This is a genomic window from Trichocoleus sp. DQ-U1, assembly GCF_039961925.1.
GTDB lineage: Bacteria > Cyanobacteriota > Cyanobacteriia > Cyanobacteriales > FACHB-T130 > FACHB-T130.
In genome coordinates, this window is record NZ_JAMPKB010000032.1 from 1 (window position 1) to 21840 (window position 21840).

Here is a 21840-nt window from a genome sequence, read left to right on the forward strand (position 1 = left end):
ATCCCGATTAGTGAGAAAGACATTATCGTTCTCTAAGAAGTTAGAGAATCATATTGGTGCCGTGTGGTACTTTGTCCACTATTACAATGCATCCTTACTTGTTTAGGACTACCATATTTTTTATCGCTTCGTGTTTTTAGCGTTTTTGCGGTCAAATATTTTTTAAACTATTATGCTTTCAATCAAAAAGATAGTTTGTTTTTTAAATAAAGTTGCTACTTATTTTCAGTATTTTAGTTTCCGCCGTTATTTAAAGTGGAATTCAAAGAATAACTATAGTCAGCGTAAGTTCCAACTGCTATTAGTAACAGTTTTAACAATTTGTATCGTTTCTGCCTGTGGGATTAATGCCAAAAAGAATGGGACGAATAACAGTATTAATGTTCCTCTAAACTTGCCTTCTCAAGCTGTACGAGTAGTCAAGCACGCAATGGGAGAAACCAAGGTTCCTGTTAATCCGCAGCGGGTAATTGTGCTGGGAAACTTGGAGAACGTCTTAGCTTTAGGTATCAAACCTATAGGTGCCACAACCTTAGGAGATGGGGAGTTTCTCTCCTATCTCCGGAATCAAACCGAAGGAATTACAAAACTTGGCATAAATGGGCAACCAAGCCTGGAGAAAATTTTGTTCTTGAAGCCAGACTTGATTTTGGGTTGGTCTTGGGATGAAGAAATCTATGAAAAGCTATCAAAAATTGCCCCGACAGTTTTTGTTGAAGGGAGTATTACGTGGAAAGAGTGGGTGAGAACATTTGCCGAAGCGTTGGGTAAGACGCCAGAAGCCGAAAAGCTTTTAAGGAATTATAATCAGCGCGTCGAAACATTTAAAGAGCAAATGGGCGATCGCTTCTCGCAAATTCAGGTATCGGTGGTTAATTTTTGGGCAGATAAAGTCCGAATCTACATGAAGCGTTCCTTCAGCGGACTCATTCTCAATGATATCGGTATGCTTCGTCCATCAGCGCAGAATAAAGATAAAAACTCGGAAAATCTTTCATTAGAGCTAATTCCCAAAATGGAAGGTGATGCGATTTTCTTAGTACTCGGAGAAGGTAAGGAATCTAAGTTAAATCAATTTACAAATCATCCGCTTTGGTTCCAATTGAATGCGGTTAAACAAGGTAAGGTATACCAAGTCAATAGCGATGCGTGGATTAGCAGTTGGGGGATTATCGGAGCCAATCGAGTTCTCGATGACTTGTTTAAATATTTGGTAACAGAGAAATCAAGCAAGGGCAAGGAATTCCCTAAAGTTGCAGCTTTGACTCAATAGTTTAATCCCTAATCAAGATTCATCCAAAACCGCCCACAATCGATAAAACACTACATTCACCAATGGGAGGGATATTCTACTCGGATGGAAACCGCCTTAACAAAACTAATATGCGAACCTTCTTCATCATTTGGATCGGTCAGCTAGTCTCAACGATCGGTAGCTATATGACCAGTTTTGCCATCCAAATCTGGATGTGGGAACTGACTGGTCAGGCGACGGCACTTGCTTTAGTGGGTTTCTTTACCCTGGTGCCGAGTATCTTAATTACACCCATTGCTGGGCTAATTGTAGACCGCTGGAACCGCAAATTCCTGATGATGATTGGCGACACGGTGACAGCTTTGTGTACTGTGGTAATTCTTTGGCTGTACCTGACCAACCAATTGCAAATCTGGCATCTTTACGTCGGTGGCGCGGTTAGCGGTGCTTTTAGCGAAATTCAAGCGCTGGCGTATTCAGTATCGATTGCAATGCTGGTGCCCAAACAGCATTACACCCGTGCCACCAGTCTGGATTCTGCGATTCATTACAGTTCGATTATTATTGCTCCCGCGCTGGCGGGTGTACTTTACTACACGATTGGATTCGCCGGGATCTCGCTCATCGATATCGTCACATTTGCGATCGCGATCGGCACCGTTCTCAAGATCCATATCCCCCAACCCACAAGTAGCGAGACATCCTCTCACGATAAAGGGATCTTCCAGCCGATTATCTTCGGCTTCCAGTATATTCTGGTGCGTCCCGGTCTGCTCGCCATTGTAGTCGCGGCGTCCTTGTTCTGGTTTGCCCACGATCTGGGCGCTGCCTTGTATGCACCGATGATTTTGGCACGCACGGGAAATGATGCCAGGGTCTTAGGCAGCATCGGTTCAGCAGCCGGATTCGGTGGGGTAACGGGAGCGTTTCTTTTGAGTGCCTGGGGCGGTTCTAAGCGCCGCATCCACGGCTTTTTACTGGCAATGGTAGGGGCGGGCCTGAGTAAAACCGTTTTTGGTTTGGGTCAGATGCCAATGATTTGGCTTCCCGCTCAGTTCTGCTCATCGCTGAATTTTCCCTTATTGAGCAGTTCCAACACAGCAATCTTACTCAGCAAGGTAAGACCGGATGTGCAAGGACGGGTTTTTGCTGCTCGGTCGGCGATTAAGCAAGTCGTTAGCGCGATCGCTCTATTAATCGCTGGGCCACTTGCCGACCACGTTTTTGAACCAGCGATGATGCCAGGAGGTGTTCTTGCACCCATCCTCGGCAGGCTATTCGGCACGGGATCGGGTGCAGGGATGGCGCTTTTGTATGTCATCACTTCCATCAGCTTATTGCTGATTGGTTTGGGTGGGTATGGCTTCCGCGTGTTGCGCGACGTGGAAATCAGCTTACCTGACCATGATGTTGAGCCAGAAGTTGAGGACTCCAGATGCGGAGGCTGAGGGTGAGGTTTTTTAGGTGCAAGCCAGGTAAGCGGAAGCGGTTAATGAACGCTTCCGCTCTCAGTATTGCTGCATTATTAGAACTTGTGGCGCTAGTCGCTAGCTGTTTACCTCAGCGCTACCCAGCGATCGGCGCTACTGGTCGCTCTTCCGGTTCTATCGAATTCAGCAACGTCTTCTTAGCTAAATATTTTTTACTTTCTTCAGGATCGAAAAACCACGGAGACAGATTGGGTGGATTGTTGATGCCATTCAAGTAATCCCTGGCAACTTCTGGATTTTGAGCCATTGCGATCGCAATCTCTTGCAGATGAGCTGGAGGCGTCAACAAGCAATCCGTTAAGGCGTGCCCATGCTGACAATATTGCCAGAATTCATCGAAGACTTCCTGCATCCATGACTCATCAAAGCGTTGGTTGCCATGTTCGACAATCCGTTGCGCGACCAGATGTGCCATCTTCGTCGCGTTATTCGCTCCCTGCGCTCCAACGGGATCGTGCAAAATCACTGTATCGCCAATCCCCATCACCGTTGCACCTGATGGCAAACGACCAATCGGCTTACGCACAGTCGGTGTAATTGCCCCACGAACCCATGCTTGCTCGTCGATCAATTCCATATCCTTGACTGTTTCGTAGTTCCACGGGGTCAATTCTTGGATGACTTGTTTGCTGAGTTCCACTAATTCTTGACCGGATTGCACCTTGCCAAACCGATCCATTGCTCCACCAGGGTAGGCTTCAAAGGCAACAGTGTAAGCGGAATCTTTGCTGTTGGTATAAAACGGAAACTGGAGCATCTCTCCAGCGCCGGGTATATTACTGACCTGAAAGGTGCGTCCCTTCATCGGATCTCCCTTGAGTCCGGTGTAAATTCCGCCAGCTAAATGGCGCTTTGGCTGGTCGTATTGGGATTTTTGCTCGTCCCGCTCAAACAAGGTCGAGAAGGAGCCACGACCAGCAGATACCACGACCAGATCGTAGTTTTCAGCAGACTCTTCCAAGTCTTGTAACGTTGTTGCCTGAACAACTAATTCGCCGCCTCTGCGGACAAACTCCTGCATCCAAACGGATAATTTGAGGCGTTGATCCACACCTCGCCAGGGCTTTTCTAGAGTGGAGGAGACAACTAAGGCAACATTGCCCTGTGGGTCGCACAGGTTGTTATGAAATTGGTCGCAACCCAGAAACTGCTCATCCCAGAAATTGAGTCCCAGGTCACGCTCAAGTTGTAGCGCATCTGGAAACAACAATGGCATTGCCATTATTTTGCCATTGAGGATAGCTTCTGGGGTGCGATCGCTAAATAGAGTCACTGCATAGCCTGCATCCACCAGACTAATGCCTAAGTAAAGACCCGCTTGGCCAGCACCAATAATCGCAATTCGTTTCATGGGAGATCCTCCGGAGTTGAGTCGGTCTGAGTTTAAATAGCGATCGCTTTCAAAGAGAACTCAGCAAGTTACTTTAATAAATTAGCCGATACGAATCTATCTAATATCGGGACGCAGGCTTCTAAAACGAAGCGTGGCAAACGCTTCCACTTCCTACGCAGCTAATCGGTTTCAACCAAAACGGTAACAGCCGCAACAGCGATGAGCATTTCGTCATTCTTATCATTGAGTGAGGCAATTGCTCGACCTTGAACGACCATTCCGCCAGACTCAACAGTGAGAGTTTTGCGCCCAAAAGGTAATACAGCTAACACCTCCGCTTCCCGTACTTGCTCTGGGTAAGGCACTGCCACCTGTACTTCAACAATCATTTGATCGGGATCGCTTAAACCTGCAACTTCCCAGACACCCGGCAAAGCATTGTGAGCGATCGCATTCCTGACAGCTCTGGCTGCGGCGACAGTCGGTTCCTGTCCGTGCTGATCGATTCCCATCCCCATCTCGATAATTAAGCGTTTACGAGCCACCGTTACTCCTCTGACGACACTTTATGTTTTCAACTGACCTGCAATATATTCTCTGACTTCTTTGGCTGAATCTAACTGCAAGACAGCAGATGCGATCGCTTCCGCTTCATCCATCCTCAACTTTGAAATTGCTGCTTTTACTGTAGAAATGGCTGGGGAGTTCATACTGAATTCATCAACGCCCAATCCGACTAAAATAGGTGTCGCTAACTCTGATGAAGCTAATTCGCCGCACACTCCCACCCAAATCCCAGCATGATGAGCTGCGGTAACAGTTTGCTGAATCATTCGCAGCACTGCTGGTTCAAAGGGATCAGCGAGAGTCGCAACTTTGGGATTTGTGCGATCGCTTGCCATGACATACTGGCTTAAATCATTGGTGCCAATACTAAAAAAATCTACCTCTGCGGCTAGTTTGTCAGCCATTGTCACCGCTGCTGGTACTTCCACCATGATTCCGACTTCCATTGCTTCATCAAAACTCATCCCCAAAGAGCGCAATTCTGTCTTAGCGGCGGCTAAAATCTCTTTGGCGGCGCGGATTTCTCTCACGGATGCCACCATCGGAAACATAACCTTAATAGAGTGTTGGTGACTGGCGCGTAAAATTGCCCGTAGCTGAGTTTTCAGTAAATCTGGGGAATCTAGTAAATAGCGAATTCCCCGCCATCCGAGGAAGGGATTGGCTTCTGGTGGCAAGTTTAGGTAAGGGAGGGGTTTATCTCCGCCAATATCGAGAGTGCGAATAATTAGGGGATGGGGAGATAGGATAGATGCGATCGCTTCATACGCTTCTCGTTGTTCTTCCTCAGTCGGGACGCTGACTCGATCGAAATACAAAAATTCACTCCGCAGCAATCCCACCCCTTCTGCACCCGTATTTACAGCAATTTTGGCCTCTTGTATTGTCAAAATATTTGCCATCACCTTAATTTGATGTCCATCGTGGGTGATAGCGGGTTGCTGTGCAGCAGCTTGTAAGGCTTGTTGTTGCGCCTGCTGGCGATTGCGTTTTGCTTGTAATTCCCGCAACTGCGTGTCGTCTGGTTGCACCCACACCTCGCCAGTTTCCCCATCCAAGGCGATGAGCGTGCCATTCTGCAAGCGCAGCAACTCAGCACCCACGCCCACAACCGCCGGAATGCCGAGCGATCGCGCTAAAATTCCACTGTGAGAAGTTGCACCGCCAGCAACCGTACAAATTCCCAAAACTTTGCCGGGATCTAATTGTGCCGTTTCAGAAGGAGTCAAGTCAGTCGCCACCAAAATCCCTGGTTCTGGCAAATTTATAGAAGCGGGTGCTGTACCTGTAAGCGATCGCATCACTCGCTGTCCCACGTCAAAGACATCAGCGGCGCGTGCTTGTAAGTACGAGTCTGGCAATGCTTCGTAAGCTGCAACTGTCTCATCAATGACACTCTTCCAAGCTGCGGCGGCACTAAAATTCCGATCGAAAATCAGCTGGCGCGTGCGATCGATTACAAAGGGATCTTCTAAGCAAAGCAAATGAGCATCAAAAATCGCCGCTTGTGCTTCTCCCGCCGTAGCAGATATTTGGTGGCGGAGGGTTTGAATTTGATGACGAGTTTGCTCAATTGCTGTCTGTAACTGTTGCCATTCCGCTTCGGGATTGTCTGCTTGCTGTTGTACGTTGAGAACGGTGGGTTGATAGATCGCAATATTGCCGATGGCAATACCCGCAGAGGCAGGAATCCCAGAAAACTGAGAATTGGAAATAGGGAATTGGGGTTGCTCCGGAAGCGGGGTTTCCCCACCTCGAACGTCTGCGACTGATTCCCCGAAGTTGGCTTCTACTAGCTGTTGCAAGGCTGCCAAGGCGGCTTGGGCATCCGCTCCAGAGGCAGCGATCGCTATCTCATTCCCTTGGCGGATGACCAGCGTAACGACTTGATTGATGCTTTTAGCATTGACCGATCCGCTGCTAGATGTGATGTTTTGTAACATAATCTCAGATTGAAACTGGGAAGCGGTAGCAACAAATTTGGCAGCCGGACGGGCGTGCAAACCCATCTGATTTCGGACGGTGAGATGGATTACCTGACTTTGGGCACTTATTGGGGCACTTACCAATGCCCCGGCGGACTCCGAAGGATTAATACCGGATAACTGGGAGGCTTTCGCTGCTAATGCTCCTCGTGCTTCGCGGATGACTTGCTCAATATTTGCACCGGAGGCTGCTGTTACCGCTGCGGCGATCGCTCCCTCTACCAGCGGTGCCTCGCAGAGTCTCACTTGATGCCGCCGTTCTTCTGGCAGAAACTCCAACGCCATTTCCGCACTCAGTACAGCACTCCCTAAATCCATCAAGATGAGGACGCCATCCTCACTGTAAACCGACTCAATCGCTTGATAAACCTGCATTACATCCGTACCAAAGGGATTTTCCGGATCGTCAATTCCTGCGGCTAGAGCCAGCGACACGGCACCTTGAACCATTTGCTGCACTAACGCTTGCACTCCCTCTGCCAGCTTTCGACTATGCGATACGATGACAATTCCCACCATCTCTCCACCACTTCCTGAGATAACTCGCTCAATTATGTTAAGATTTATTAAAGAGCTTAGGATTTTATGACTCATCCCAGCTTAGAAAATATTGGTGCCCAGCTAGAAAGTCCAAATTCACGCGATCGCATGTTGGCGCTTGCCTCTTTGCGTGAAGTATCGGCAGATGACGCTGTACCCCTGATCAAAAAGGTTTTAGACGACGACAACTTGCAAATTCGCTCGATGGCGGTGTTTGCACTGGGTCTTAAACCGACCGAAGAATGCTTTCCGATTCTCGTGAAATTGCTAGAAACTGACCCCGACTACGGGATTCGCGCTGACGCCGCCGGTGCCTTAGGTTACTTGTGCGATATCAGAGGATTTGAACCCTTGGTGCGGGCGTTCTACGAAGATACCGATTGGCTTGTGCGTTTCAGCGCCGCCGTTAGTTTGGGCAATTTAAAAGATCCCCGCGCTTTCGACGTACTGGTTCGGGCATTAGATAGCGAAGAAGTCGTGTTGCAACAGGCAGCGATCGCGGCACTCGGTGAAATTAAAGCAGTAGGAGCCGTCGATCAAATTCTCCGCTTTGCCCAAGCTGAGGATTGGCTTGTCCGTCAGCGGCTTGCCGAAGCCCTAGGACACTTGCCCAGCGCCAAGAGTATCTCCGCGCTCAATTACCTGGAAAAAGACCGTCATCCCCACGTTGCTACCGCTGCCACCATCTCCCTGAAGCGGCTATCTGAAAACAATTAAAAATTAGAAATTAAAAATGGGGGATTCTCCATTTTTAATTTTTAATGGGAACATTTTTAATTGCTTACAGCCAGTGAGCGACGGAAAACAAGCCATCTTCTACCTGAATATGCTCCACACCGCGCATCTTGACGATGGGCTGACCCTGATAAGATACGCACAGCCAACCACCGATGACGAAATCAACCGTAATCTCATTCGAGAAGATTTCGTCTAATCGTAGGATATCGATTCCCGACTCATCCTCAATGGTGTCAAAACCATCGCCGGGAGCGTAAATATAGACATCATTGCCGGGACCCCCATCTAAGCGATCGTCCCCTTCGCCGCCAACCAAGACATCGTCGCCGTTGCCTCCGAATAAGCGATCGCGCTCCGAACCCCCCAGTAAAAAGTCATCCCCACCTTCGCCATACAGGGAATCCTCGTCCTCTCCCCCTTGAATCAGGTCATTTCCTTGCCCACCGTGGATGATATCGTTGCCTGACTTGCCAACCAGGGTATCGTCGCCAGCATACCCAAAAATAACATCGTCGCACTGGGTGGCTTCAATGTAGTCATCGCTGGGAGTGCCATGAATTCTAGACATGATGCAGGTTTACTCATCCAAAAACTCTTTAACCTTTTATAAAGTAGAGGTCAGCGGTTATCACTCTCTCTAGCGACTGGTCAATCTAAGATATTGAAAGTGATGTTAAAAATTATTAGTCCAGAAGAGTTTGATTCATGGATATTCAAGAGTTTTTCCAGCTGAGTGCAGGCAAATGGTTTTCCCAGCGTACTAGTCACCATCTGGCTTTCAAGCAAGCAGAAAGTGGCAAGTCAGACATCAAGATCGAGATGCTCTCGGCAGAAGATCCGGAAGTGATCAAGCTCTGCGAACAGTACGAAGTTGACCCAGGCTTAGCTTGGGGAGGCGCTCGCGTTAGCTGGGATGGCACGATGGAATGGGATCAAGAAAAGCACGCGGGTTCTAGCGTTCTCGTCCCGATTCCCGACCCGGAGAAGCCGAACGAAGGTCAGTTGCTGCGCGACATGGGCTATGCCGAGAAAGCATCGGTCGCAGGTCGCTATGTCATCGGTAGCGATAATTCATTCACGCTGATTACCGAGTATGAAACGATGTACTCGGAAGAACGCATCTGGTTTGCTAGCGAAAACTTGCGGCTACGAGCCAGTATTTTAAAGCGATTTGGCGGCTTCTCAATGGCTTCTTTTTGCTCGGAAATTCGCATGGGCGTCGCAAAGCCACAAGAAAAAGCCGTTGACACCGTCGCCAACACTTAAAAATTAAAAATGAGGATTGTTCATTTTTAATTTTCCGTTTTCAAGGGCTTAAGTCTCTTCATCACTCTGGGCAACGGCTTTGAGTTTTTGGTAAAACTCAGAATCATCTGCCGTTGGGATGAATTGGTGTATTGGTCGCTTGCTGACATCCCAGCGCGACCAATTTGCTTGATAATTTTTGTGGCTAGAACGCAGCGCAAGGCTGGCGTTGGCGTCTTCTGAATTGGCAACGTCCCTAGGGTTGTCCGTGTTTGTCGGTTCTGACAGGACGGAAGCAGCAGCCTCCTCTGGGGAGGGCGTCTGGGCGATCGCAATTGGGTGGGCGATCGCGATCGCCTCGTCACTGGCACCCACAGATGCTTCCGTTGAGGATGAATAAACTGGATTTATCGCGTCTTTCGCCTTGACTCGCTCTAAACTTGGCTCAGGGTTAGAAGCTAAGGTTGCTGGTAGCGGATCGGCTGCTTCCGTCAAATTTTGGGGAAAATTGCGGCAAACTAAGCGCTCAAAATCATAGTTAAAGTGATACAGGGCTTGACCGCGCCGAGACCAGAAATTTAAGATTTGCTCGACAGAAATCGCTTTGTAACGTCCCTGATAAAGCGCCTCAATCACGGCTAGAGGCACCCAGTCGGCACCAAAGTCGCGAACCCAATGGGCTACCAATTCCTCAGCCGTGTAACCCCTAATCAGTTCAAAACAATAGTAAAGAAGCAGCGTCGTTGCGTAGGCAGTAGCTGAGTCTTGTGTTGACTCTGTCATCAGAAGTTAACTTGGCAGACCAGAAATAATATTAATCGCAGATTAGCGTTTAGCTGTCATCGGTCATTAGTCAGTGGTGATATTTATATCTTGCACTCTCAGCACTCGTTCAGGAGAAGTATTAGACAAAAAGGGCATTTGCCTACGGGCGATATATTTATTGCGATCGCCCAAGATTTTTTGTCCGAAGGCGAAAGCCCCTAGGAAGCAGGCAATCGCCCAGTGGCAACTAATGCTTGATAAACCATAGCAGCTGCCTCGGCTCGTGTGGCTTCTCGATTTGGGTTGAGTTGTGCGGGTGCCGGGTGGTTCACAATGATACCTCTTTGTGTAGCAGCAGCAATAGCAGGGCGGGCATAGGCTGGAATCGCTGCGCGGTCTTCGTACTTGTCTAATAGTTTTTCATCCCCAGAGGCAAAGCCCAATCCACTCACCAGAGAGACAATCAGCTGGACTCTCAGAACCGGCTGCTGAGGGCGGAAGGTTTGGTCGGGAAATCCGGTAATGAAGCCACCGCTATAAGCTTGTTGAATCACCGCCTGCGCCCAGAAAGTCGGGGGGATATCGGTAAACTGAATGGCTGGGCGTTTGGAAGTGGGGTTAAAGGCTTTAACTAATAAAGCCGCGAATCCCGCCCGATTGAGTCGATCGTCTGGCTTGAAAGTGCCATCGGCAAAGCCACCCAGCAGGTTTTGATTTGCCAATCCTCGAATAGAATTCTCTGCCCAGTGTCCCTGAATGTCGCTGAAGCTGGGAAGGGAGGAGTCGGGATTCACTTCCGGATTGACAATATAGGGAGAAGCGATCGCCTTGACTTCCCCAGTGGTGACTAATGCCTGATAGATGAGTGCGGCAACTTCGGCGCGGGTAATGTCTCGCATCGGTTCGAGTTGTTGAACTTGGGGATAATTCACCACCATGCGCCTCGTGGTGGCAACAGCGACGGCATCTGTGGCGTAGCTGGGAATTTGAGCGCGATCGCCATAAACTCCCAAGACGCTAGAATTGCCCCCCGTAAGTGCCAAACCACTGACTAAAGATGCGATCGCCTGTACCCGCGTTAGATTTTGCCCCGGTCGAAAGGTGTTATCTGGAAACCCAGAGATAAAACCCATCGATGCCGCCTTCGCGATCGCCCCCGCCGCCCAAAAATCTGCTGGAATATCCTTGAAACTGCTCTGATTTCCCGGTCGTGGCGGCAAGTTAAAGGTTTTCGCGATCGCTGCGGCATATTGGGCGCGAGTCATTGCCGCTTCTGGCTGAAACGTCCCATCCGGGAAGCCACTCATCAGATTTTTCGCCACTAGCGCCTGAATAAACGCTTCCGCCCAATAACCGGCAACATCGCTAAACTGGGCGGGTCCCATTGTAAAAGTAGCGGCAACCGTCGCCGCCACAAATTCCACCGTTCCCTGCACCCGCACTGGATTCAGCTGATTTCCCGCTGAGACGACCGCGAACCGCGTCAGATTTTGCAGATCGACTTCCCCGTTATCCCGCAAAATATTACCCGCTGGCTCTTGACGGCTCCCTAGCTGTGGTTTTGCCCCATCATTGATAATTAGCCCCGCTTGTGTATTTTTCTCAATGAGATTGCGACGCAGCACCGGGGTCGCGTCACGAGACAGAAAAATCCCCGCCCGATTCGCAAAAATCTTATTATCGGTAATTAGGGGAGCCGCTTGATCTCCAATCAAAATTCCGTAACCCGTTCTCTCTGCCACATTCCGACGCACTTCCCCCTTGGCATTGCGGACGAGAGAAAGACCTGTGGAGGCATTTTGGGTAAATACATTATCTAAAATTGCCGGTTTCGCAGTACCCGTGACAAAGACGCCATCGCGACTGCAACTGGTAAAGGTATTATTCGCCAGCCTTGGCGATGTCGATTCTATCCAAACCCCTGTCCCCTTCGCCCCCCGATTCGTCACTGAGACTCCCCGCAGTTGGGCATCCGTTTCCAGCCGCAGGGTAATATTTTGGGAGCCAAAGCTTGGGCTAATATATTCCCCACTGCCTTCGATTTGAATTCCCTTGCCTTTGCTGGATTCATTCCCTACCACCGTCACCCCAGCCGGGATTACCAGAGGAAATACTTCTCCCCCTGCCGCATTGTAAATCCCAGATGCCAACTGAATCGAAGTTCCGGCTTGAGCCTGCTTCAGGGCACGAGTCAGCGTCTTCAGTGGGGCAGATGAGTTCCCGACACTGTTATCTTTGCCAGTTGCTGGGTTGACATAAAGCATTGGTTGACCCATAAAGTAAAGAGTTTTGAATTTAGTCCTTTGTCATTTGTCCTTAGTTGTTTGCTTTTGACCAATGACCAATAACCAATGACCAATGACTGATGACCCATAATGATCGAAGTTGAAAATTTAAGCAAAATCTATGGCGCGACCCCAGCCATTCAGGATGTCACCTTTAATGTGGAACCTGGGGAAATTTTGGGCTTTTTGGGGCCGAATGGTGCCGGAAAAACGACAACCATGCGGATTTTGGCGGGATATCTACCCGCTTCCAGCGGGACTGCCCGGATTGCTGGGTACGATGTGCATGAAGATTTAATGGCGGTACGGCGGCGGATTGGTTATTTACCGGAGACGCCACCTTTGTATCCTGACATGAGCGTGGAGGGATTTTTGCATTTTGTGGCGCGGCTGAAGGGGGTTCCCGGACGCGATCGCAAATCCCAAGTAAATTCAGCAATGGAACGCTGCAACCTCACCGAAAAACGCAAGGTACTCATCCGCAAGCTTTCTAAAGGCTTTCGCCAACGGGTTGGCATTGCCCAAGCGATCGTCCACGACCCACCCGCGATTATTTTAGATGAACCCACGGTTGGTCTCGATCCTCGCCAAATTATCGAGGTTCGCAACTTAATTAAAAGCCTTGCCGGTAGCCACACAATCATTCTCTCCACCCATATTTTGCCGGAAGTTAGCATGACTTGCAGCCGAGTGGCAATTATCAATCGCGGTCGGCTTGTAGCAACGAATAGCCCGGAAAATCTAGTAGCACAGCTAGCGGGCGGATCGGGCTATGAGTTGGAAATCGACGGGGATGTAGAAGCTGTGCAACATATGCTCTTAGTTTTGCCCGGAGTTCGTTTTGTCGAATCCATCCCCAGCCAGGAATTACCGCCCAATCGCACTCTTATCCGTGTAGTATCAGAACCGGGTACAGAACCGGCGCGTGATATTGCTGCGGTTTTAATTGGGGCGGGGGTGGCATTGTATGAAATGCGACGCACTCGCGCTAGTCTTGAGGACGTGTTTATCGAACTGACAACCCAAGAAAAGGTCGTCGATATGGATACGGATGAAACCGATGGCAATGGGACATCCCCTCCCTCGCCAGCAGAAGCTGCTGCCATTGTTGCCACAGATGAGCAATCTGGAGGAGTTGAATAAATGGGCGTAATTATTAGTAATATTTTGGCGATTTATCGCAAGGAATTGCAGGGCTATTTTGCTTCGCCGCTGGCATATATCGTCGCGGGTGCTTTCTGGTTTTTAGCTGGATTATTCTTCCTCACTGCATTGCAAAGTGAGAGCGATCGCGCTTTGGATATTTATTTTCAAGGGCAGCAAATCGGCGCACCCGTTCCCCCCATCGATGTCGCCTATAACACCCTCCAAAGCTTTCTTGGGGCAATGTTCTTTTTATCGTTATTTATTCTGCCCATTCTCTCAATGGGGCTGTATTCCGAGGAACGCAAGCGAGGGACTTTAGAGCTATTAGCCACTTCGCCAGTCACCAACTGGGCGGTGGCGGTGGGTAAATTGTTGGGGGTAGTGACATTTTTTATCACAATGGTGCTGCCGTTACTGGCATACGAAGCGATCGCTTTTAATGCATCAAGCCCACCCCTACCCCCGGCGGTGCCGCTATTGGGTCATGCAGCATTAATCTTGGTTGCCGCTGCGATTCTTAGCTTGGGAATGTTTATTTCTTCCCTCACCGAAAGCACAATTTTGGCAGCAATTCTTACCTTTGTGCTAATTTTATGCTTCTCGCTGATCGAGCTTTTAGCGAAACTGACCGGCGGCGTGTTAGGAGAAGCATGGAATCATTTATCCTTAGTCAAACATTACAACACCCTAGTACAAGGTGTGGTTGATACCAGCAGTTTGATTATGTTTGCAAGCTACATTATCTTAGGCGTGTTTCTGACTGCTCAATCTATCGATGCCTTGCGCTATCAGCGTTCTTAAATTGACGAATGGCGAATCGCGTATGGAGTGGTTGCGATGGGAAGACTGAATGCATGAGATGCAAGTAGCCCACACCTTAAAGGGTGGGGCTTGCGTCTACAAAGACCGCCTTCGAGGTTTCCTGCATCTCGATTGAACAGATCGGCACCCGCAAACCTACCATTAACGAACTGTTACCTAAGCTAAACACTTACCTAAAATCTATTGGCAGCAATTACCAATTACCAATTACCAATTACTGATTAGCCAACATGAAAACCATTAATTGGAAGTATTTAAAATATCTCTTTTTGCTTGGCCCAGTTCTAACAATTACGGGTCTAGTTGCTGGATTGGTATCCAGTAGCTGGGGTTCTGTGCCCGTAGGTTTAATCGTTGCTGGAGTTGTAATTATTGGGTTATGGCTGCTATCTTTGGGCGGTTCGCCAAATGGCTTTTGGGGACGCCGGTCAACTCAGGCGGGAACCAATGCTCTAGCAGCAACACTGGCGGTTTTGGTGATTTTGGGGCTGATTAATTTTCTGGGTGTTCGCCGTGTTGTGCGAGTGGATTTAACGGAAAATCAGCTATTTACCCTTGCCCCCCAGTCGCAGCAATTAGTGCAAAATTTATCGCAGCCAGTCAAGTTGTGGGTATTTGAAGAAAATCCGAATCCTCAAGACCAACAATTGTTGGAAAATTACCGACGATATGGCTCTCAATTTAGTTTTGAATTTGTCGATCCGCAACTGCGACCCGGACTGGCTCAAAGGTTTAACCTTCAATCTCTAGGGGAAGTTTATCTGGAATCGGAGGGACGACGAAAGCTCATCCAGACAGTGAATCCGCAGCGCGGGGAGAGCCTTTCAGAAACAGTGGTGACGAATGCGATCGCCCAAATTACGAGCGATCGCGTTGGCAAGGTTTACTTCCTCCAAGGTCACGGCGAACGTCCCTTACAAGCGGCGCAAGGAAGCATCTCTCAGGCGGTGAGTAGCCTGGGAGAGAAAAGCTACACCACTCAACCCCTAGATTTGGCGAAAACTCCAGGAATCCCCCAAGATGCTGACCTCATCGTCATTGCTGGCCCCAAACGGGCGCTGTTTGCCGCTGAAGTCACTGCTTTGAGCGATTACCTGAAGCGCGGCGGTAGGCTACTGGTGATGGTAGACCGGAATACCAATCCCGGTCTGGATAACTTGCTCAAAGATTGGGGCGTGAGGCTGGATAATCGTCTTGCCATTGACTTGTCCGGTGGTCAGGCGGGACTGAGTCCGGCGGTGATTATGGTGACGCGCTACGGTCAACATCCGATTACGAAAGATTTTCAGGATGGTCGTTCTTTCTACCCGTTTGCACGACCGATTGAAGTGACTCCCATCGCCGGTATCCAGGCGACGCCTTTGCTGGTGACAAACGACCAGAGTTGGGCTGAGAGCAATCCCGAAAGCGATCGCTTGCAGTTTGATCCCGAAAGCGATCGCCAAGGGCCTTTAATTCTCGGCGTCGCCCTAAGTCGCGTCTATCCTCCCCAAAGTGTGTCTGCACCATCCCCAACTCCAACAGCAACTCCAGGGGCGACTCCAGGAGCAACCGCTAGCCCCACCCCCAGTGCGTCCCCAAGCCCAACAGCGACGACATCAGCTTCTCCCTCCCCATCAGCAACTACTAGCCCCAGCCCGTCCCCAACTCCAACGGCGACGACATCAGCTTCTCCCAGCCCAACCGCAACTACTAGCCCCAGCGCGTCCCCAAGCCCGACGGCGACGACATCAGCTTCTCCCAGCCCAACCGCAACTGCTAGCCCTAGCGCGTCCCCAAGCCCAACCAACTCACCGGCAAAGACGGCAAATGCTGACCAAAAACCAGCAGAATCCCGTCTAGTTGTCCTCGGTAATTCTGATTTTGCTAGCGATGGTTTATTCGAGCAGCAACTCAATGGAGATGTATTCCTCAACTCCGTCAGCTGGTTAAGCAAACAGGATGAGCAACTTTTATCCATCCGTCCCAAAGAAGTAAAAGACCGTCGCATCAACTTGTCCCAAGACCAAGCCAATCTAGTGGGTTGGATAGCTGTGTTGATTATGCCCTTAATCGGGTTCATTACAGCCGGACTGGTTTGGTGGTTCAGACGTTAGTAATTTCAGATTTTGGATTTAATCTAAAATCAACTCGCGTGTTGATTATGAAGCTAAAACGAACAACTTGGATTCTGATACTATTGGCGCTGAGTTTGGGGGGATTCGTTTATTTTTATGAAATTAAAGGTGCCCCCCAGCGAGAAGCAGCACAGGCAAAACAAAAGGAAATCTTTTCTTTTGAAAAAGACCAGATACAGGCTTTGACAGTTAAAAGTCAGGAACAAACGTTGAAGTTTGAGCGAGTCACGCAGGAAGCTGTGGACAAGACGAGTATTTCTCAATGGCAGATGAAATCGCCCAGCGACGTCCCAGCCAGCGATCCCTCTGTTTCATACTTGCTAAATTTACTGGTAGATGGCAAGAGCGATCGCACCCTCTCCATCTTCCCTAACCAGCTACAAGAATATGGACTCGACAAACCCCAAGCGACGGTAGAAGTAAGGCTAAATAATCAGCAAACTCATCAGATAATTTTGGGTAAGCCTAACTTCAATAGTAGTTTCTTGTATGCTCAAGTTGACCCCCCTGCACAGACCCCTCAGCAGCTAGAGGTGCTTTTAGTCCCGATAGACTTTGAGTATGGTGTAAAACGTCCTCTGTCAGAATGGAAAGCCAAGGAAGCGGTTCAAAAAAATAGTCCGGATAAAACCTCTGACAAAGCAACACCCTCTCAGTCACCTCAGCCTAGTCCGTCTTCTTCTCCAGCAAGTAAAAAAGATACTTCCGGCAAAAATTCAGACAAAGCAACACCCTCTCAGTCACCTCAGCCGAGTCCTTCTCCTTCCCCGGAAATTAAGAAAGATACTTCCGGCAAAAATTCAGACAAAGCAACACCCTCTCAGTCAAATAAACCTAGTCCCTCCCCCTCTCCAAAAACTACTAAAAACCAGCCTGCTGAAAAAGCAACACCGTCTAAGTCAGATAAGCCGAGTCCTTCTCCTTCCCCAGCAAGTCAGAAAGATACTTTAGACAAAAAACCAGACAAAGCAATACCCGCTAAGTCACCTCAGCCCAGCCCCTCTCCTTCACCAAAAAATAGTAAAACTGAGACTTCAAAAACCGAAAAGTCACCTCAGCCTAGCCCCTCTCTCTCACCATGAACAGCCCCACCGCAACGCTGCTAGTTTCCTGCCCCGATCGACGAGGATTGGTGGCAAAAATTGCTAATTTTATCTACGCTAATGGCGGTAATATTATTCATGCCGATCAGCACACCGATTTTGCGGCTGGGTTATTTCTCACCCGAATTGAGTGGCAGTTAGAAGATTTTAATCTACCGCGTGAGTTGATTGGCCCAGCATTTAACGCGATCGCGCAACCTCTACAAGCCCACTGGCAGTTGCACTTTTCCGACACAGTACCCCGGATTGCCATCTGGGTAAGCAAACAAGATCATTGTCTCTTTGACCTAATTTGGCGTCATAGAGCAAAAGAATTCTCCGCCGAAATTCCACTAATTATCAGCAACCATCCCGATTTACAAGATGTAGCCGCTCAATTTGACATCGACTATCATCACATTCCGATTACCAAAGAAACAAAATCACAGCAGGAAGCCAAACAATTAGAATTACTGCGGCAATACAACATTGATTTAGTTGTGCTGGCAAAATATATGCAAATCGTCAGCCCTGATTTTATCAGCCAATTTCCGCAAATTATTAATATTCATCACTCATTCTTACCTGCATTTGTAGGAGCTAATCCCTATCACAAAGCCTACGAACGCGGCGTCAAAATTATCGGTGCAACGGCTCACTATGTCACCGCCGACTTGGATGCAGGCCCCATTATTGAGCAAGATGTAGTGCGAGTCAGTCACCGGGATGAGGTTGAAGATTTGATTCGCAAAGGCAAAGATTTAGAGCGAGTGGTATTAGCGAGAGCAGTGCGATCGCATTTGCGAAATCGCGTGCTGGTATACGGGAATCGCACGGTAGTCTTTGAGTAAAAATCAAGAAGCTCTAAGATGATTTTTTGTATGCTAAGAAAATCTAATTAATGCCTTATGACGACTACTATAACTAAAAGTAAAAACAGCGTTTTCCTTAAAGATATTAGCTAGCAAACTTATGAAGCATTATTACCTTATAGCAGTATTTCTACGCATAATTTTATAACAAAGCTGTCAACTTCCACTATATAGCAATCCTAAATAATTCGCTAAAGGGATATCCTCGACTTCTCGAAGAAGTCGGGGATGTAAACCTCTGGCATCTCACAATTCAAATAGGATGGCTATACATAGCATCACAAGAACGAGAAGAGGATTTCTGCTTAAACTGTACTATATTTTTGACCAATTTCTCTAAGTAACGTAGTCAGATTATTCTTTTCATTTTCATCATGTAGCATATTTATAACTTTGTTCAATTGAGATAAGTCCTTCTTGTATTGCTCGTCAAATAACTGCGAACTTAATTGCGGTGTTAAAAATTTTACTAAGTCAGGCTCCCTCGATACAGTATCTACAACATCTTTCAACTTGGATAAATCATTATTTTTTCCATAAAATAAAATTTCTACTACTCTTTTCAATTCTGGTACTTTATTCTTGTACTTATCATTAGAGATAAGCTCGGCTAAATTATAATCATTAGATGCAATAGTTACTAGCTCTTTCATCTTAGACAAATTGGTCGCGTACTTTTCATCTGACAAAATATCTAATACCTTTTTCAACCTATATAATTCCTTCTTCTGTTTTTCTTCAGATAGCAGTGAGGTTAATTTAATTTCCGAATTGAAAAATCTTGCTAAATATTCATATTCATATTCATGATCGAGTGAGTCGATTGTGTCCTTTGTCCAGACGAGCCTGCGGTTAGTAAAAACAACACCCACATTTTTCCAGAAACTGCTAGTATCTATCAAAGCGATTAGCTTTTCGTCAGGATTAACATATAACCAAGTAGACAGCGCATTTGACAACCTATCCAAGGGAATATTAGGAGCAGAAAAACCTTGCTTAAAACTGTATTTCTGACGCACGTTCCTTTGAAGGAATTCTCCCAAAGAGTCTGGTAATGGATCTTCAGTCAAGGTATAAGTTCGAGTTTCTAACTGGCGCAGCACTTCCTGATCTCGTTTCTTTTGCCCTTTCAGAAATGACCAAATCAAAAATGCTGTACCTGATGCCACAAGAGCAGCACCGCCAGTTATTGCACCCAGTCCACCAAGAGCCGATATTGTAGTAGTGATAGCAGCAGCACCGGACAGCGTACCAGTGACTCCCAAAGCGCTGGCAGCAGTCCAAGCCGCTAAAACAGTGGTGGCACCAGCTATTGTTCCTGTACTGATAGCAATCCCCAGATTTTTTTGATCTTCGCTATCCATTTCTGAGACTAAGGCAATAGACAGCATCCCTGCGGCTCCAATTAGTGCCGCTCCTCCTGTTGCTACGGCTAACCCACCCAGCATTCCCAAACCACCAGCCGCAACAGAACCACCACCTAAAACGGCTAAAGTTGCATTTGTTGCAGCTGCTCCAGACAAACTGCTAATACTAACACCCGTTGCTGTTTCTGCTCCAATCGTAGTCAGCACTTTCGTAGCTTGTGGGACAATCGCTGCACCTTGTTTTTTCGCACGCTCCAGTTTACGTCTGAAGTCATCAGCATCTTTTACGAGAGCATCTACTGTTTGAGTAAAATTTTCTTGATTGTCTAAATCCTGAGACCTTGCTAATAAGTAAACAACTTTAGCATTATCTGGGATATCTGCATTGTGGATGAAAAAGTCTAGGGAGTTCAACGTTGCTTCATCGGTTGTTTTTTTGCCATCACGTACCGCCTGATAAATCGACAGGTAATTTGCTTTTTGTTCAGAAGTTAGTTTTTTAGTATCATTAATCTGTTTGATAAGAATCAAATCAACTGTTAATGCTCTTGATTTTGCACTTGCTATCGAGTAAATCCGTTTGATTTCTAAAGGCAGAGAGGAGCTTGCCACAATCGAGTCTAAGTCTGTGAGCGCTTTAAAGTCAGGCACAGGTTCTTCAGCGCGGACGTATGCGTAGGTTCCTACGATTAGTTTCTTCTCTGTCTCAGTCAGTTCAGATTCAGCTAATGTGGATTCAATGGCTTGCTTAATTCCGAGTAAGCGCGAATTAGTACTGGCAAGTTGATAACGCTGTTGAATTCTATTATCTAGTTTTGAGGAATATATCACATAATCAAGAAAATCTAATGCAATCAAATCGTTAATGTACTTGGATTCCTCGATTTTGTCATACACGGATGTGCATTTATCTTTACTTGATTGTTGGATAAATTGCGTGTTTTTATCTATTTCTTGATGAATTTGGTAATTTATGCTAGATTCTCGGTCGTATAAAGTATGAAAAACCACAGTAATATCTTTACCTTTTTGACCACGACCTTTGATAGTAATCTCTTGATTTTCTTGCGTTCGAGGGATAATCTCTACGGAGCAAGTCTCTCCAGAACGCAAAGTAAAGGTTTCCTTTCCCCCGTTCTTAGCTGTTGTATAAGGAACAAAAATATGATATTTCTCTACGATAGAAATATTTTTTCCTACTTCCTTGCTATCAGCCATAGCGCTAGCTGGATAAAGCAAGTCTTTTGCCATCAGACCGAATGTACCTAAAGCCAGATAACTAAGAAAATAACGGCGGCTCAGAGTAGAGAGACTTAGTGGAGGCATGACTAATACTTTTATATTTCTGGAAGTGTTGCACAGTTGTTGCTGACCGAGCTACAACCCACTCATTATTAGCATTTTTAGCCCATCATCACCACATTGGAAACGCCACCCGAAAATTATTAGAAGAATTGACACCAGCCCAGTGCGACCGTACCAAGAATCACAATTGAAGTACCAGAAGAACTATTAGAGTAACTGGCACGAGTAGGCGATAGCGATCGCTAAGTAGCATTGCTGGGTTATGGACGGGATTGGCAAAACTGCGTTGTCTGGAAAGCTAGTAGAACAGATTCAGGATAATTTTGAGTATGTTATGTAGCGATCGCACTGTGCGGTTGTGGGATGTTAGTAGCGGTGAATGTCTCCAAACCTTACAGGGATCTCCCAATTGGGTACTGTCAGTCGCGTTTAGTCCAGATAATCAAATTTTGGCGAGTAGTAGCGATCGCACTGTCAGGTTGTGGGATGTCAGTAGCGGTGAATGTCTCCAAACCTTACAGGTGTCTACCAACTGGGTTTGGTCAGTTGCTTTTAATCCGGAAGCAAAGACTTTGGCGACTGGCAGTGGCGATCGCACTGTGCAGTTGTGGGATGTTTGTTAGTAGCGGTGAATGCCTGAAAGCTTTCCAGGGACATACCAATGGAGTTTGGTCAGTTGTCTTCAGTCCAGATGGACAAATACTCGCGAGTGCTGGGCAAGATGAAATGATTCAGCTTTGGGATGTAGCGACAGGCGAGTGCGTGAACACCTTGAGAAGTGAAAGACCCTACGAAGGTATGAATATTACTGGCGTTACAGGTTTAACAGACGCGCAGAAAGCGACCCTGAAAGCGCTGGGGGCAGTAGCGTTGGAATGATATTTTCCTCATCTTCTGCAATCCTGGGTGTAATTATATTCGCCTGT

General features: G+C 47.5%; 18 protein-coding genes and 1 pseudogene. 12 read left to right on the forward strand and 7 right to left on the reverse strand.

Going from position 1 to position 21840, the window contains the following annotated elements; translation table 11 throughout:
- The 3 genes and pseudogenes from NDI34_RS15010 to NDI34_RS15020 all read left to right on the forward strand — a co-directional run.
- A pseudogene (locus NDI34_RS15010) lies at window positions 1–106 on the forward strand (IS1 family transposase); the annotation flags it as partial.
- A gap of 66 nt (window positions 107–172) precedes the next feature.
- Window positions 173–1273 carry an iron-siderophore ABC transporter substrate-binding protein gene (locus NDI34_RS15015; RefSeq protein WP_348233051.1) on the forward strand — a complete coding sequence of 367 codons (1101 nt, stop codon included), beginning with the start codon at window positions 173–175 and terminating at the stop codon, window positions 1271–1273.
- A gap of 110 nt (window positions 1274–1383) precedes the next feature.
- Window positions 1384–2703, forward strand: coding sequence for an MFS transporter (locus tag NDI34_RS15020; RefSeq protein WP_348233052.1), 1320 nt, complete (start codon window positions 1384–1386; stop codon window positions 2701–2703).
- A gap of 118 nt (window positions 2704–2821) precedes the next feature.
- On the opposite strand, the gene NDI34_RS15025 is transcribed toward NDI34_RS15020, so the two are convergent.
- The 3 genes from NDI34_RS15025 to ptsP form a co-directional block, all read right to left on the reverse strand.
- Window positions 2822–4096 (reverse strand): styrene monooxygenase/indole monooxygenase family protein, encoded by a 1275-nt coding sequence (locus tag NDI34_RS15025; RefSeq protein WP_348233053.1) that lies wholly within the window; start codon window positions 4094–4096, stop codon window positions 2822–2824.
- A gap of 161 nt (window positions 4097–4257) precedes the next feature.
- Entirely contained in the window at window positions 4258–4623 is a 366-nt protein-coding gene (locus NDI34_RS15030) for a Lin0512 family protein (protein WP_190432074.1), read from the reverse strand.
- A gap of 21 nt (window positions 4624–4644) precedes the next feature.
- On the reverse strand, window positions 4645–7149 hold the full coding sequence (gene ptsP, locus NDI34_RS15035) for a phosphoenolpyruvate--protein phosphotransferase (RefSeq protein ID WP_348233080.1): 2505 nt from the start codon (window positions 7147–7149) through the stop codon (window positions 4645–4647).
- Window positions 7150–7215: 66 nt separating this feature from the next.
- On the opposite strand from ptsP, the gene NDI34_RS15040 reads away from it, so the two are divergent.
- Complete coding sequence (locus NDI34_RS15040) at window positions 7216–7887, forward strand: HEAT repeat domain-containing protein (RefSeq protein ID WP_348233054.1); 672 nt, start codon at window positions 7216–7218, stop codon at window positions 7885–7887.
- Window positions 7888–7951: 64 nt separating this feature from the next.
- Here NDI34_RS15040 and NDI34_RS15045 read toward each other — a convergent pair whose 3' ends face one another.
- Window positions 7952–8476, reverse strand: coding sequence for a hypothetical protein (locus NDI34_RS15045; protein WP_190415007.1), 525 nt, complete (start codon window positions 8474–8476; stop codon window positions 7952–7954).
- 137 nt (window positions 8477–8613) lie between these two features.
- Here NDI34_RS15045 and NDI34_RS15050 point away from each other — a divergent pair, with 137 nt between their 5' ends.
- Window positions 8614–9174 carry a phycobiliprotein lyase gene (locus NDI34_RS15050; protein ID WP_348233055.1) on the forward strand — a complete coding sequence of 187 codons (561 nt, stop codon included), beginning with the start codon at window positions 8614–8616 and terminating at the stop codon, window positions 9172–9174.
- 48 nt (window positions 9175–9222) lie between these two features.
- Here NDI34_RS15050 and NDI34_RS15055 read toward each other — a convergent pair whose 3' ends face one another.
- Window positions 9223–9936, reverse strand: coding sequence for a hypothetical protein (locus NDI34_RS15055; protein ID WP_348233056.1), 714 nt, complete (start codon window positions 9934–9936; stop codon window positions 9223–9225).
- Between the two features lie 200 nt (window positions 9937–10136).
- Window positions 10137–12194, reverse strand: coding sequence for an S-layer homology domain-containing protein (locus NDI34_RS15060; RefSeq protein ID WP_348233057.1), 2058 nt, complete (start codon window positions 12192–12194; stop codon window positions 10137–10139).
- A 99-nt stretch (window positions 12195–12293) separates the two neighbouring features.
- On the opposite strand from NDI34_RS15060, the gene NDI34_RS15065 reads away from it, so the two are divergent.
- The 5 genes from NDI34_RS15065 to purU all read left to right on the forward strand — a co-directional run bounded on the left by NDI34_RS15065 (window position 12294) and on the right by purU (window position 18221).
- The gene (locus NDI34_RS15065; RefSeq protein WP_190415003.1) at window positions 12294–13346 is read left to right on the forward strand and encodes an ABC transporter ATP-binding protein; all 1053 of its coding nucleotides are present in this window, start codon (window positions 12294–12296) and stop codon (window positions 13344–13346) included.
- The gene (locus NDI34_RS15070; RefSeq protein WP_190415002.1) at window positions 13347–14150 is read left to right on the forward strand and encodes an ABC transporter permease; all 804 of its coding nucleotides are present in this window, start codon (window positions 13347–13349) and stop codon (window positions 14148–14150) included.
- Between the two features lie 251 nt (window positions 14151–14401).
- Window positions 14402–16267, forward strand: a complete 1866-nt coding sequence (locus NDI34_RS15075; protein WP_348233058.1) for a Gldg family protein — start codon at window positions 14402–14404, stop codon at window positions 16265–16267.
- Window positions 16268–16314: 47 nt separating this feature from the next.
- Window positions 16315–17370 (forward strand): DUF4340 domain-containing protein, encoded by a 1056-nt coding sequence (locus NDI34_RS15080; protein WP_348233059.1) that lies wholly within the window; start codon window positions 16315–16317, stop codon window positions 17368–17370.
- Window positions 17367–18221 carry a formyltetrahydrofolate deformylase gene (gene purU, locus NDI34_RS15085; RefSeq protein WP_348233060.1) on the forward strand — a complete coding sequence of 285 codons (855 nt, stop codon included), beginning with the start codon at window positions 17367–17369 and terminating at the stop codon, window positions 18219–18221. The genes NDI34_RS15080 and purU overlap by 4 nt, the downstream gene beginning before the upstream one ends.
- 326 nt (window positions 18222–18547) lie before the next feature.
- On the opposite strand, the gene NDI34_RS15090 is transcribed toward purU, so the two are convergent.
- The gene (locus NDI34_RS15090; protein ID WP_348233061.1) at window positions 18548–20935 is read right to left on the reverse strand and encodes a hypothetical protein; all 2388 of its coding nucleotides are present in this window, start codon (window positions 20933–20935) and stop codon (window positions 18548–18550) included.
- A 308-nt stretch (window positions 20936–21243) separates the two neighbouring features.
- Here NDI34_RS15090 and NDI34_RS15095 point away from each other — a divergent pair, with 308 nt between their 5' ends.
- Together NDI34_RS15095 and NDI34_RS15100 are read left to right on the forward strand one after the other, a co-directional pair.
- Window positions 21244–21537: a hypothetical protein gene (locus tag NDI34_RS15095; protein ID WP_348233081.1), complete on the forward strand. Its 294-nt coding sequence runs from the start codon at window positions 21244–21246 to the stop codon at window positions 21535–21537.
- Window positions 21527–21793, forward strand: a complete 267-nt coding sequence (locus tag NDI34_RS15100) for a hypothetical protein (RefSeq protein WP_348233062.1) — start codon at window positions 21527–21529, stop codon at window positions 21791–21793. The genes NDI34_RS15095 and NDI34_RS15100 overlap by 11 nt, the downstream gene beginning before the upstream one ends.
- Window positions 21794–21840 lie beyond the last annotated feature (47 nt).